The following is a 12971-nucleotide window of genomic DNA, read 5'->3' on the forward strand; positions in this document are numbered from 1 at the left end:
TAAGTACTTCCAGAAAAATCAATCAATTAGTTATCGGATCAGCCGGTGCGTAACGGTATTTACTCGCTTGTTCGTAGGCATAGGCTAATCGGAAAAGAACAGGCTCACTGTAGGCAGTTCCAACGAATGTGATACCTTGAGGTCCTTTGGTTGTGTATCCACCTGCGGCTATGATGCCTGTTTCCGCGTATCCGCCTGGCACGGTAATGGCAGGATACCCTGCGCGTGCAGACAAATCGAGCCCATCCTCATTGCCCAGAAACAACAGTGCATCCAGCTGATATTCCCGTATCGCATGGTCAATGCCTTGTTCCCTTGAAAACTCGTGGTTAAGTCGCAAACTCTCGAAGTACTCCGGTTCAGACAATGTACCACTTGTCCTATTCGAGAAAATCAGTGTGCCTTGACCATATTTCAACGCGATATCGCTATTTGCTTCATTATAGGCGATGAGTTCATCTAAGGTCCGTACAGATGCGCCGGGTCCAGCGTTAGCCAAATAATCATTTAACCCTTTTTTGAACTCGTATTGCATGACATCCCAGTCCCATTTTGCACTTTCGCAAGGCAATGTTACCGGGTCGATCACGATAGCACCTTGTTCCTTGAACAAAACGATCGCCTGCTCTATTATCTCGGCCCTAGCTTTGTCCAGTCCTTGAAAATAGTGACGCGGAACGCCAATTCGCGCACCTTCCAAACCTTTTGCATCCAAGAAAGGGGTATAATCCTTATATGCTATTCGCCTATTATCTTGCATGGCAGCATCCTGTGGATCAACCTCCGTCATGGCTCCGAGCAAAATTGCAGCGTCCCTTACCGACCTTGTCATTGGACCAGCTGAATCTTGACTTTGCGTAATTGGGATAATACCTGTTCGACTGACAAGCCCAATGGTCGGCTTTATACCAACAATGTTGTTTTGTGAGGATGGGTTAATAATTGAACCAGAGGTCTCAGTTCCGATAGAAGCGGCGCACAAATTCGCGGCAACTGCTGCACCTGAGCCAGAACTTGAGCCACCTACGAACAACTCTCCAGGACCGTAAGGATTCAGTGTCAGGCCGCCTCTGGAGCTATACCCTGCCCACATCATATATGACATATAATTGGCCCATTCCGTCATGTTTGCCTTCCCAAGGAACACTGCTCCCGCAGCTCTTAGTTGTGCGGCTACACCCGAATCTTTCGGAGCGAAATGTTCTGCAAGAGCGACTGAACCTGCACTAGTATGCATGCGGTCACCTGTGTCGATATTGTCTTTAAGCAAGATCGGGATGCCATGTAGTGGTCCACGGGGTCCCTGTCCCTCCCGCTCCGCATCTAGCGCCCTTGCTACCTCGATTGCATCCGGGTTAACTTCTAGAACAGCTTTCAGCACCGGATTTAACTGCTCAATGCGGTCCAAATACCAGCGAACGCAAGATTCCGACGATAACGCACCTGTTTCCATAGCTGCTTGCAAAGAAACGATGTCCACTTCTATTAAATTTACATCTATTGTATTGTCCATTAGACTTACTCTCCTCTTGTAATAACACTTTATTACCATCTTACCATTTATAGCCAGATTGTAGAGAGAAAAAAATAATTATAGCTATGCTAATCTGAGCCTAATAACGAAAAGTCATATGTCATGTGAAAAAAGCGGCCCCACAATGGGACCGCTTCTTCCTTCTATCAACTTATTTAGTTGCTCGTCAACGAATAATCGTCGAAGAAGAATGTACCGCGCATGTCTTTGAAATACGTATAGACGCGGACCTTAGCCGTATTGGCCGGTGCGGTATACGTACCATGCACGTTCTCAAAACCGGAAGTCGTTGTACCGCTGTAAGTTGTAACTGTATTGTCAGCTAATACATTGCCCGATGCATCAAGGAACTGTACCTTGAACTGCAGTGTGCTGCCCGTGTTGGACGTGATATTCACGTACCCGTCAAAGGTATAAGATGTGCCTGCCGTTGCATTCACATCCTGATACCAGCCGAACCAAGGACCAGTATCGCCGTTGATTCGAATAGACGCAGAGCCCGAACGATACGTTGATGTATTACGGGATACGTAATAATCCTGTTCGTATGTCCATGAGGCTGGGCGATTGCTGCCATTGTCCGTCTCGAAGCCGGCGTTTGTCAGCAGGTTGCTGCCTCCCGAAGCAGCATCAGTTGTAACGTTAAGTGTAGTACTTGCTGCAGAAACGTTTCCTGCTGCGTCCTTCGCTTTGACTGTAAAGCTGTACGCTGTGTTTGCCGTTAGGCCTGTTACTTGGTAGGATGTTGCACCTGTTGTGGATCCAGCCAGCGTCGTACCTCTATAGATGTCATAGCCGGTTACACCTACATTGTCTGTTGATGCTGTCCACGATAGATTAACCGTTGTTGTAGATTTAGATGGCGCAGTTAAGCCCGTTGGAGCTGTTGGAGCTGTTGTGTCAGCTGCGGCAGTTGTTGTTACGTTCAGTGCACTGCTCGCCGCCGATACATTACCTGCAGCATCCTTCGCTTTGACAGTAAAGCTGTAAGCTGTGTTAGCCGTAAGGCCTGTTGCTTGGTAAGTTGTTGCTCCTGTCGTGGAACCAATAAGCGTCGAACCTTGATAGATATCATAGCCAGTTACACCTACATTGTCTGTTGATGCTGTCCATGACAAGTTAACGGTTGTTGTGGTTTTTGATGGTGATGTCAATCCCGTTGGCGCTGTTGGAGCTGTTGTATCCGCCGCCGCATTTGTTGTAACGTTCAGCGTGCTGCTGGCTGCAGAGGTATTGCCTGCAGCATCCTTTGCTTTAACCGTAAAGCTATAAGCTGTTGCAGCTGTCAGACCTGTTGCTTGGTAAGTTGTTGCTCCTGTCGTGGAACCAATAAGCGTCGAACCTTGATAGATATCATAGCCAGTTACACCTACATTGTCTGTTGATGCTGTCCATGACAAGTTAACGGTTGTTGCGGTTTTTGACGGTGAAGTTAAGCCTGTTGGAACCGTTGGTGCTGTCGTATCGGCTGTACCTCCACTTCCGTCCGTCACCGAGAAGTCATCGAAGTACAGGGAGCCTTTGAGATCCTTCATGTAAACATACACACGAGCTTTTGCCGTATTTGCAGGCGCTGTACGCGATCCATTTACATTGGCAAAGCCAGTATTTGTACCCGTATGTGTATACAGCAGGTTATCCTGCAGGATGTTGTTTGAAGCATCCAGGAATCGAAGTCTGAACTCGATCGTCGTACCGTTATTGGCTGCTGCATTATAGTAGCCATCGAAAGTATAGGCTGTACCTGCTGTTGCTGCAGCATCCTGATAGAAGCCAAGCCATGGTCCCGTATCACCTGACATCTTCATCGAAGCCGTGCCGCTGCGCTTAACTGAAGTGTCACGAGAGCAGAAATAATCATTTTCGCAGGTCCATTGATCCGGCTTGTTGTTGCTGTTACTCGTATCGAAGCTTGGGTTCTGCAGCTTGTTGACTGGAATTGGTGCAAGAGTCGTTACACTAATCGTGCCGCTTGCGGAGGATGTATTGTTACGCGCATCCCTTGCTTTCACATAGTAGTTATAAGTAGTGAGCGGTGTCAGACCAGTATCTGTATACGTTGTTGATGTACCGCTAACCGTACCCGCTATATTGCCATTCCGGTAAATATCATAGGCAGTTACACCGACATTGTCTGTCGATGCTGTCCAAGAGAGATTCACTGAAATGTCCAGTTTGGACGGTGATGTCAATCCTGCAGGTGCCGATGGAGCTGTTGTATCCGGCGGATTGGTCGTCACGTTAAGTGTGCTGCTCGCCGAGGATACGTTGCCAGCATTGTCTTTCGCTTTTACCGTAAAGCTGTAAGCCGTGTTTGCTGTTAGACCAGTCGCTGTATACGTTGTCGCGCCTCCAGTAGAACCGATCTTTGTTGAACCCCGATAAACATCATAATCCGTAACACGAACATTGTCCGTAGAAGGCGACCATGACAGATTCACTGTCGTATCTGTCTTCGAAGGTGAAGTCAGGTTCGTTGGTGCTGATGGTGCTGTCGTATCCGGTGCATTACACCCTTCACATTCGATCTTTACCGCAATATCACGGCTAAAGGATGGTACGTTGTTTAATACAAGATTGCCGCCTGTCGCTTGAACGCTGCTGGTTGTACCATATGTGCCTGTATACGTATTGTAGTAAGAAACGTTGTAGTAATTGTTCGGCATTGGAATGGTAAAGCTCATACCACTTACCGTTCTTGGATTCGTTACCGTGTGATTAGCCTGTGTATCATTAATCCAGAGGTACGCGCGGGAATTGTTCTTAAAACCACCAATCTTCGTGCTGTTCGACTGCAGACCGTAGTCCACGAACGGCATGTTGATCAAATGGTCTTCCTCTGGCTGGATGAAGTTCGCGAGCTGCGTATAGATTGCTTTGAAATTGGACGGCAGTGCGAAACCGCTTTCAAATATCCACCACAAACTGCCGCCTGCTGCTCCTGCTCGGAATATTGGACCCCAAAGTGAGTTATGCATGTATTCGTCTATCGTCGGATCCGTCGTTTGATCCGTATCCGCTTTGCCGACTTCCCCGATAAAAGCTGGTTTGCCTGGCGCAAGGGTATGCAGGTTATCAATCTGCTCTTCCCAAGCGTCTACAACTCCTGCGCTGGAATCGTAACGATGGACGTTCGTAGCGCTCAGTGTTGTGAGCGTCTCCCATGATTGCTGCCCAGAACCGGCATGGTCCTTCCAGGCGAAGCTTGTCGTTGTCGGGTGATGGTAGAAGTCTAAGCTCTTCCAGTAGTTATCCATGGTCGCATGCCAGCTGGCACGGATTGCAGGCGTAGTATCTACGCGGTTGTCGGACTCATTCCAGTACTCCAGCATGCCAAGTGCTCGGCTATAGCCGAAGCGGGCGAACATATACCGGAGCAGTTTTTTCTGATACGAGATCGCTGTTGGATTGGTCCAGAAGTCGGCGTTGTTCTCCGAGTAAGTGGACGGTCCTCCGTTCGCTTGGTTATAGGCATTAACATTCCATTGGTAATACATATCGCCAAAGCTGTTCATGGTCAGCATGATATACACATTATTCGCTGCCGCAGTGTCGAGCATTTGATCCATACGAGCCTGATTATCCAGTTGATACTTGCCAATACCGGCATAGTTGATTGACAATCCAGCTTCATTAGCTGTGATTGGTCCCCACTCTGCCGCAAAGCTGCTCCACCAGCATGAATACCAGACACGGAGGAAATTCATTTTAGCTGGCAGCAAATTAGGAATCTCAGTCGTGACTGCTGTCGAGTCCGATGTATTATTCCAAGCGAAGTTTGTTCCGAGCAGTGTAAGCTGGGAGCCGTAGCTGTCCACAAATCGATCACCTTGTGCTGTCATGAAGCCGCGATTGTTGCCTGCCCCACCTGCTGTAAAGGTGTACGAAGAAGATGTCCCAGTTCCGCTTGCGTCAGTGACGCTCAGCACAACACTATGTACACCTGCCTGGCGTGGGGAATAACGGACAGCCCATTTGGGCGAAGAGTCCGACTTATAGAAGCCCGGTACGGACTCCACTGCTCCCGAAGGCGTCGTGAATGTCGCGGTTACATTGACCTCATCCGGATTGAAGGGGTTTGTATATGTGGTGCTTAAGTTAAAGGATATTTCCAATTTGTCGTACAAGGCTGGTGTCGAGGTATTCATAGAGACATTGCTGAATGCCGTTGCAGCCGCAACCGAACGGTTCGCAAGCGGCATGCTTCCAAGTGCCAGTATAAAGCTCATGAAGAGGATAAATAGCGGTTTGTTTATCATTCCCGTACTGCGCATGAATGTTCACTTCTCCTTCTCGATTGGGTGGCGTGAATGCATTGGTGGCTGGGTTCTGGGATGCCTATCTAAGCTGCTTCGCTAGTGATTGAACGATTAACCTCCCTTCAACGGTTGTGGTTCCCATTCTCTTCGATCAGGGCGGTTATCACAACCTAATAAAGCAAAGATTATCACCCCATAAACAAGTGATACCATACTTTTCGACTCCTTTTATACCCTAAAAATAACAAAAAGCGCATTCGAACGCCTGTGGCGAACGAACACGCTTTGATAAATACGAGATAAGCTGATTCTATTAATTGAGCTGTTCCTCATAACGAACCTTGCCAGCTTGATCCAAACCTCTAAGCGATCTCATCGGATTGCCTTTGAAATCACCTTTGAAAATAAATAAAAACATTCTATCACTCTTTATATCTTGAGTTATTGTCGTCAGATTGTCCTTATCTTTTTCCTTCATGGTTAGTCCAATTCGGGTAATTTCTTCATCGGTCACATATCCAAAAATTTTATAGGTCATAAAAGAACTGCTCTTAGAATTGACGCCTTCCCAGCTATAGGAGAACCCTTTGCTGCGATCAATTTTATTACCAGCTACACCGCCACCTGGGAACCATCCTCCCCTTTTCTTTTCAACAGTGTCTGCCGAGAACCAGTCTTTGTAAGTTCCGAGGAAGATGACTTGATCCATATCAAAAGGGACGGTGACCTTACGAACAACATTCGATGGGCCATAATGAAAGCCTTGCTCCGAGAGTTGATGTGCCTTTTCAGGGGTACGACTTCCAATAGGTAAGAAGTTAGCATGGATAAATAACCAAAGTAAGAAAACAACCAAAATCCATTCTATCGTCGTAAATATCGTGTGTTTCTTCATGTTACTCCCCTCCCTTCATCAGAGGGATCTCTAAGGTGAAATGCCGATCGTAATGATCGTATATTATCGTTGCTGACTCAACTGGTTGCTCAGGTACATCGAACCAGATATATCCTCGTTCCCCCCAGCTGGTACCATTTGAACCAGAACTATGACTTTCTAAATCTTGACCATCAGAAGTCTCAAGCTTAAGGGTCATCGAGGGAAAAGACCATGAAACCTTTTGATTGGAATGATAAGTATAAGTCAGTAGAATGTGCTCCGATGTTACGTAGACTTCATCAACAGTAAATGTACTTTCGTCAATTTTCATCGTCTTGCCAATCTTCATTTTCGTGTACTCGCCATCTGAACTCACTTCTTTTATCGGATCATTGATTCCCCTACTACTGTCCGACAGCCAATCCTGGATATAATACGGCAGCAGAATGAGGAGTAGGATGACGAGAAGTGTTCTTCTTACTATCATGAAAAAACGATTAATTCGAATCATATTTATGTGTAACCTCACTTTTGTTTTCCTTATTTTCCCTTACACCATTTAATAAGACGTCGTTTCATTAGAAAGGTTGCGGGATAAATTAACTCAGCCACAAACAGAAAAAAGAGCCGCCTCATGGCCAGCTCCTCCTATCTCCTATTCGGCGAGGTTGACTTTATCCCGTAATATTGCTATAAATAAGGGTCGCAATCCATAAGGCAAGAGGTAGAATTAGACTTGTAAGAGTGATTTCTTTGGTGAGTGGTTTTTTTCGAATTAATGCAATGAGAGTATCGGAGATTAAGAAGATGACGGCTGCTAAGAGGCTGATATACATTAATATTAACCCGAATATACCATGCAATAAGGTCGTGATAATCAGTCGTAGCCATTGGCGATGAGTTACTGCACGTGCAATCCAATCACTAAGTAGAGAGGTCGCTGTTCCGTAGATGTAAATAGCTGGTGCGGCATACATCAAGTATACCCAAGTTACGCTTATTGCTTCGTGTAAGTGGGCACCGATGGATTGAATATTCTTCACATCGAAGAGATCGGGCTCCAACCATGCATAGATGATGGAGAATAAGAAGCTTGCTATTGAAGCACTGATGATTTTTCTCATAAAAAGCTGACTAAATGGAATTTGCATATGATGTTCTCCTCCCTATCACAGTATTGAATTACTTGCATCATACTGCGCGGAGAAACCGTTTGTAAGTTCTAACTTATGTAGTACCCTATTTCCTTATATTGAATGATTCCTACATAGTTGGGGCATCCTAGTAACTCTAATGCTGGATTTCTCAAGTTGCTGCACGATTCACCTGTTGCTACCGTTTGCCTTAATAAATTGATGGAGGTTTGTATATGATTGAAACACCTCAGTCCTCAACTGTAAGAGAGTTGAAAACGGACGCTGAAATTCGTAGTGTAATGTCTGCAAAAGAACCTATTATGGTTTATCAGGATCGCATGAGATTGAGACCACCATTGCCTATCATTGCATACAACGATGATATCGTCCGTATTGCTGATGGTACAACCTTCCTTCGCAGTGCTACAACTTTTGTCACTCTAAGCGACGAAGAAAAAGTTGCTTACAAGTTGACGCCTCAACAGTAGAATGAGACACCAAATAAAAAGCAGCAGTCCAGGGTATATTTTCTCACCCTATGGCTGCTGCTTTTTTATTCATATATGTTAGAAAATCGTCGGCACCATTCCGCCGTCCATACGGATTGGAGAACCTTTAAATGCGGAAGCATCTGGACTGCAGACAAACGCAACCAATCTGCCGATCTCACTTGGTCTGATAAACCGCTGGATTTCAGATTGAGGCAGGTTTGTAGCCATGAATTTCTTTTCTCTTTCCGCAAAAGTTAATTTATCTTCTGGGTAAATGCTGTCTATGATTTGATAGACGTTTTCGGATAGTGTTGGTCCTGGCAGAATTGAATTGACCGTTACGTCCGTACCAATCGTTAATTTAGATAAGCTTTTGGACAAGGATAAGAGCATCGATTTGGTCATTGCATATTGCGGCATCTGACCCGATGGCATGAGTGCTTCTTCGCTCGCAATAAAAAGTATACGGCCATAATCGGTGTTTAGCATCTTGGGAAGATAAAATTGACTTAATGCATTCCCAGCGAGTACATTCGTATGGAAGTATCTCTCCCATACTTCATCATCCACGTCTTCATATTGCATAATTTCATAAATGCCCGTATTGTTCACTAAAATATCTACTTGAGGGAACTTCTTAAATATGGCTTCCCTTTGGTTCTTATCTGCAATATCGGCTGTCGCAATCTGTGGTGAAGTGGTGGGAAATCGTTTTTTAATTTCCTCTACGGTTCGTTCTACCTCTTCCGCGTTACGCCCATTAATGAGTACATGTACGCCCTCTCGAGCTAATTCGATCGCAATCGCTTTGCCAATCCCTCTCGTGGAACCTGTCACAAGTGCCGTTTTATTCATTAAGTTCATATCCATATCCTCTGTCTCCTCTACCGCTTGTTGTTTGTTCGGGATACAGACTATACTACCTTTTTAGTGGCATTTGATAACTAGTCCCTAGCGACATTCTTCTTGCTTAACGCGCCAAGCTGAAGGTGTACTTCCTTCCCATAAACGGAAGGCGCGATAGAAAGAATTCTGATCCTCATATCCGGTTAGAAAGGCCACTTCTTTAATTTCAAGCTTAGGATCTGCCAAATAGGCCAATGCCCGCTCATGCTTGACCACCGTTAATAGCTGCTTAAAGCTCGACCCTTCCAGATGGCGAAATATTGCTCATTCGTTACTCCTGCTGCGTCCTCAATAATATGGTGCGGCAGTTGCGCTTGACCCATAATATCCTGAACCGAAAAGCCTAATTCTTGTAGACCTGACCAGAACCCTTGCGGAATTTTGACAGTGTCAGAGGTAAGTGATGTCATCTATATAAACCTCCTTTAAACGTTAATTATACAATAAAAATACTTGTAATCCGATTGAGCCTGAGGATCATCATAAGGTTGGAAATATATAATAGTTAACATAATATATATTTTGTTAACTATTAGTGAGCAAGCTAGTGCCCCCTTCTAAAGGCTCACCAGCTTTTTATATTATAAAACTATTAAAATCCCATTATTTATTCTGAATTCTTGTAATAATTATTTCTCAATATGGAAAAATAAGTGTCAAAAACATGAGGGTGAAAAATCATGGAAAAGTTGAAACAGAATTTGGACCAGAAGAACACGGCTGTCATTGTTGTAGACGTTCAAAATGACTACTGCCATCCGGAAGGTGCAATTGCCAAAACCGGCATTGATGTTAGTGCTGTCAATAAAATGATGCCGAATTTGCAGGCCTTATTAGAGTCAGCTCGGGAGAATGAAATTCCTGTTATTTTCCTGCAGACCAATCATGAGAAGGCTACCGATTCTGAAGTTTGGCTATCTCGCTTCAAGGATGGGGTCAACCCGATTTGTCATACCGGAAGCTGGGGAGCTGAATTTTTCGGGGTTGCCCCACTCACTACCGATATAGTTGTTAAGAAACATAGATATAGTGGTTTTATACATACAAGACTGGAGTCAGTTCTTCAGACCTTAAAGATTGAGACCCTTGTCATGACAGGTGTGAGCACCAATCTATGCGTAGAATCAACGGCGAGAGACGGTTTTATGATGGATTATCGTATTGTTTTCTTGAAAGATTCCTGTGCTGCATTTTCGCAGGAAGAACATGACATGACGATTAAGACCATTGATACTTATTTTGGGATGGCCGCTGATACAAAAGATGTGATTTCCTTCTGGCAGCACCAAGCGAAGCGTTCACCACAACTCCAAGACTAGATGTTTATAGGAAGTCGGATGGTTGCCATCGCTTCCTTCTTCTGCTCGTTATTAACGTGGGTATAGATCATTGTTGTCTCGATAGAAGCATGACCAAGCAGCTCCTTGACGACACGGATATCGACCCCGTTTTTGAGCAAAATCGTGGCAAACGTATGACGCAGCTTATGGCAGGAAAGCTTCTTGTTCGCGGCATTCGGATATTCACTCTTGAATGCTTCAAAGGTTTGACTGGCGATTTTCTGAATTTGCCGGATCGATAGCCTTCTGCCTTTCTGCGACACAAATAAAGCATCCTCTTGTTCCTTGTAAGGGGTAATACGATCTTGAGCTACTTCGGTAAGCACCGACGCCAGCTCTTCCGGCACAGGGATTTCATTCCATTTGCGCCCTTTACCAAACACCTCGATTATCCCTCTTACCGAATTGAAATCGCTCCGGTTCAACCGATGTACCTCACCGACCCGCAGACCGCAATAACTCATTAGTAGGAAAATAGCGATATTGCGGGCTCGGTAACGCCCATCTATGAAAGCGAGACTTGCCGCCAGCTCATCCTCTTCCAGATATACCGGCTTCTTATTTTTCTCGGTCTTTGACTTCTTCACTTCCATTGCTGGATTACGTACGGCGAGCTCGAAATCAATCAATGCTGTATAGAAAGATCGAATCGCCGATAATGTCCGATTCCTTGCCCGATCTCCTGCTCCGCGCTGTTTGGATACAAGATACGAAATAACATGCATTTTCGCGGCTTGCTCTACCTCCGCTCCCTCCAGCGATTCCAAATAGCCATATGCCTCTCTCATATATTCCTTCTGAGTTGTATCTGTATAGCCGGCTTGCTTCATCCAAATACGAAAGGCCTGAGTCATTTTTCCATAATGTTCCTCTAATTCATGCTGACGCTTCAACTCAATCCCCACCTTATGTATAAAAAAATCGATCTCAAATGAAAGTGCGCAAAACTCTGATTTTGCGCACTTTATTATAGCATAAAAACAGATCCAACTCCTATTTCTGCTGGATCTGTTTATTAGTTTACATAATATTTATTTTGTAACCTTCTTTAGTATTCAGACTACCTAAGAATTGGATTTAGCAATTTAATGGTTTCTGAAATCGATAATCGTAGATAGGATAGCATATATTCCAAGTTATATATCTCGAGCGGTTCCGTTGGCTGCTCAACTTGAAAATCATCATTTAACTGCTTCACAATAACCGGAAGATATTCTGTATATAGGCCATCTATCTTGATGTTCTCTACTGGAGGTATCTCCCCTGTTGGGTTTAACGGATAATAAGTTAACAGCATCTTGTTCAATCGTCTAAAATCACGATAGCCTTTTTCGATCGCACTTTGCTTTTCGCTCTCTGGAAGGTATTTTATTTGTTTCAAATAGATCATGTCATACCACAGGGAATCTGCAACAAGATGGCTTAAATAACCGACGTAAAAGGAATCATCAAAATACTCCTTGTACTTTTGGATAAACAGATTGTAATCGGTTCGCTTCCTTCCGTCCTCGCTGACTTGTACAAAATGGGTAAGTGCTTTCGGCGCATAAATGGAATGTGTTAAATCAGGAGCAAGTCCCCCTAAATGAATTCTGATTTCTTTAGATTGATAGAAATGTTTGTTTATCTCAGTTGTGATACAGTAATGCATCATTCGTGAGCCCATCTAGCTCTTCTCCTTTCGAAGAAAAGCCCCTGACATTTGTTTTGTCAGAGGCTTCTTAGGTGTATTTCATTTCATTGTGATTTCCCTTAATTATCGTAACTGAAACAAACGATCTTTAACATCCTTTTTCCACTGATAGCGCACTCACATTTAAATGACTGTTAACTGTAGTTGCGTTGGTAATCCATTACAGTTAACATAACACTTATTATGTAACCAAATTTATATCCACCTCATAAAATCTTTATTGACAATCTTCACATTGTTCATTTCTGCCCAATTTGCGATATCCATATTTCCCTTATCTTCATTCTCTGCAAACCTGAAACACAAACTTAACGGGACAATTTTCTTTCCATAAGGCTTTATCCCAATAGTTGGACTGAAATATCCCATAATCATGATGACCTTAATTTCTTCTGCGTGAATTGTACGTCCTTTCACAAGTATTTTGCTATCAAGAATAGATAGCTCCGTTGGTTTCCTAGTTGTTTTATACAAGACCAATACCGTTGGAATTAGATACAACAGCAACATAATTATTGGATTTGAAAGTCTCGCAACGCTTGCCTTTTCATGATATAAATCAATGAGACGATATAGCCAATACATAAGTACTACTGTCATACAAATTATCATTTTGATCCCCGAAGGATTTTTTACGGAATGTTTTGAAACTTCAATCATGATTCCCTCCAATGCTAAAATCGTTACCTGACTTCACCCAACTTTCTTACCTTATAATGTTTTGCAATATTTGTA

At 44.1% G+C, this 12971-nt stretch carries 11 protein-coding genes and 3 pseudogenes; 2 read left to right on the plus strand and 12 right to left on the minus strand.

The genetic code is table 11. The features are described from left to right. Nucleotides 1-22: 22 nt before the first annotated feature. The 6 genes and pseudogenes from AC0YNT_RS15875 to AC0YNT_RS15900 all read right to left on the minus strand — a co-directional run bounded on the left by AC0YNT_RS15875 (nucleotide 23) and on the right by AC0YNT_RS15900 (nucleotide 7821). Entirely contained in the window at nucleotides 23-1513 is a 1491-nt protein-coding gene (locus tag AC0YNT_RS15875; RefSeq protein ID WP_475805489.1) for an amidase family protein, read from the minus strand. A 635-nt stretch (nucleotides 1514-2148) separates the two neighbouring features. Then, a pseudogene (locus AC0YNT_RS15880) lies at nucleotides 2149-3009 on the minus strand (fibronectin type III domain-containing protein); the annotation flags it as partial. Nucleotides 3010-3528: 519 nt separating this feature from the next. Further along, nucleotides 3529-5808, minus strand: a pseudogene (locus AC0YNT_RS15885) (fibronectin type III domain-containing protein); the annotation flags it as partial. Between the two features lie 298 nt (nucleotides 5809-6106). Next, complete coding sequence (locus tag AC0YNT_RS15890) at nucleotides 6107-6688, minus strand: hypothetical protein (protein ID WP_475805490.1); 582 nt, start codon at nucleotides 6686-6688, stop codon at nucleotides 6107-6109. A 1-nt stretch (nucleotide 6689) separates the two neighbouring features. Then, nucleotides 6690-7181, minus strand: coding sequence for a hypothetical protein (locus AC0YNT_RS15895; RefSeq protein WP_475805491.1), 492 nt, complete (start codon nucleotides 7179-7181; stop codon nucleotides 6690-6692). A 163-nt stretch (nucleotides 7182-7344) separates the two neighbouring features. Then, the gene (locus AC0YNT_RS15900) at nucleotides 7345-7821 is read right to left on the minus strand and encodes a hypothetical protein (RefSeq protein ID WP_475805492.1); all 477 of its coding nucleotides are present in this window, start codon (nucleotides 7819-7821) and stop codon (nucleotides 7345-7347) included. 218 nt (nucleotides 7822-8039) lie between these two features. On the opposite strand from AC0YNT_RS15900, the gene AC0YNT_RS15905 reads away from it, so the two are divergent. Further along, entirely contained in the window at nucleotides 8040-8294 is a 255-nt protein-coding gene (locus AC0YNT_RS15905) for a hypothetical protein (protein WP_475805493.1), read from the plus strand. A 78-nt stretch (nucleotides 8295-8372) separates the two neighbouring features. Here AC0YNT_RS15905 and AC0YNT_RS15910 read toward each other — a convergent pair whose 3' ends face one another. The 3 genes and pseudogenes from AC0YNT_RS15910 to AC0YNT_RS15920 form a co-directional block, all read right to left on the minus strand. Then, entirely contained in the window at nucleotides 8373-9167 is a 795-nt protein-coding gene (locus AC0YNT_RS15910) for an SDR family NAD(P)-dependent oxidoreductase (RefSeq protein WP_475805494.1), read from the minus strand. A gap of 81 nt (nucleotides 9168-9248) precedes the next feature. Then, nucleotides 9249-9449, minus strand: a pseudogene (locus AC0YNT_RS15915) (helix-turn-helix domain-containing protein); the annotation flags it as partial. After that, nucleotides 9422-9613: a hypothetical protein gene (locus tag AC0YNT_RS15920; protein WP_475805495.1), complete on the minus strand. Its 192-nt coding sequence runs from the start codon at nucleotides 9611-9613 to the stop codon at nucleotides 9422-9424. The pseudogene AC0YNT_RS15915 and the gene AC0YNT_RS15920, both read right to left, overlap by 28 nt. A 270-nt stretch (nucleotides 9614-9883) precedes the next feature. On the opposite strand from AC0YNT_RS15920, the gene AC0YNT_RS15925 reads away from it, so the two are divergent. After that, nucleotides 9884-10522 (plus strand): cysteine hydrolase family protein, encoded by a 639-nt coding sequence (locus AC0YNT_RS15925; protein ID WP_475805496.1) that lies wholly within the window; start codon nucleotides 9884-9886, stop codon nucleotides 10520-10522. Here AC0YNT_RS15925 and AC0YNT_RS15930 read toward each other — a convergent pair. The 3 genes from AC0YNT_RS15930 to AC0YNT_RS15940 all read right to left on the minus strand — a co-directional run bounded on the left by AC0YNT_RS15930 (nucleotide 10519) and on the right by AC0YNT_RS15940 (nucleotide 12896). Further along, nucleotides 10519-11436: a tyrosine-type recombinase/integrase gene (locus AC0YNT_RS15930; RefSeq protein ID WP_475805497.1), complete on the minus strand. Its 918-nt coding sequence runs from the start codon at nucleotides 11434-11436 to the stop codon at nucleotides 10519-10521. The two genes, AC0YNT_RS15925 and AC0YNT_RS15930, sit on opposite strands and share 4 nt — an antisense overlap. A 167-nt stretch (nucleotides 11437-11603) precedes the next feature. After that, complete coding sequence (locus tag AC0YNT_RS15935; RefSeq protein WP_475805498.1) at nucleotides 11604-12209, minus strand: hypothetical protein; 606 nt, start codon at nucleotides 12207-12209, stop codon at nucleotides 11604-11606. A 222-nt stretch (nucleotides 12210-12431) separates the two neighbouring features. Next, nucleotides 12432-12896 (minus strand): hypothetical protein, encoded by a 465-nt coding sequence (locus tag AC0YNT_RS15940; RefSeq protein ID WP_475805499.1) that lies wholly within the window; start codon nucleotides 12894-12896, stop codon nucleotides 12432-12434. Nucleotides 12897-12971: the final 75 nt, after the last annotated feature.

Source organism: Paenibacillus sp. J22R56, from assembly GCF_056269375.1.

Coding starts and splice junctions, on each gene's coding strand:
- AC0YNT_RS15900 (WP_475805492.1), bottom strand. CDS start 7,821: ATGCAAATTCCATTTAGTCAGCTTTTTATGAGAAAAATCATCAGTGCT.
- AC0YNT_RS15940 (WP_475805499.1), bottom strand. CDS start 12,896: ATGATTGAAGTTTCAAAACATTCCGTAAAAAATCCTTCGGGGATCAAA.
- AC0YNT_RS15935 (WP_475805498.1), bottom strand. CDS start 12,209: ATGGGCTCACGAATGATGCATTACTGTATCACAACTGAGATAAACAAA.
- AC0YNT_RS15890 (WP_475805490.1), bottom strand. CDS start 6,688: ATGAAGAAACACACGATATTTACGACGATAGAATGGATTTTGGTTGTT.
- AC0YNT_RS15925 (WP_475805496.1), top strand. CDS start 9,884: ATGGAAAAGTTGAAACAGAATTTGGACCAGAAGAACACGGCTGTCATT.
- AC0YNT_RS15910 (WP_475805494.1), bottom strand. CDS start 9,167: ATGGATATGAACTTAATGAATAAAACGGCACTTGTGACAGGTTCCACG.
- AC0YNT_RS15875 (WP_475805489.1), bottom strand. CDS start 1,513: ATGGACAATACAATAGATGTAAATTTAATAGAAGTGGACATCGTTTCT.
- AC0YNT_RS15905 (WP_475805493.1), top strand. CDS start 8,040: ATGATTGAAACACCTCAGTCCTCAACTGTAAGAGAGTTGAAAACGGAC.
- AC0YNT_RS15895 (WP_475805491.1), bottom strand. CDS start 7,181: ATGATTCGAATTAATCGTTTTTTCATGATAGTAAGAAGAACACTTCTC.
- AC0YNT_RS15920 (WP_475805495.1), bottom strand. CDS start 9,613: ATGACATCACTTACCTCTGACACTGTCAAAATTCCGCAAGGGTTCTGG.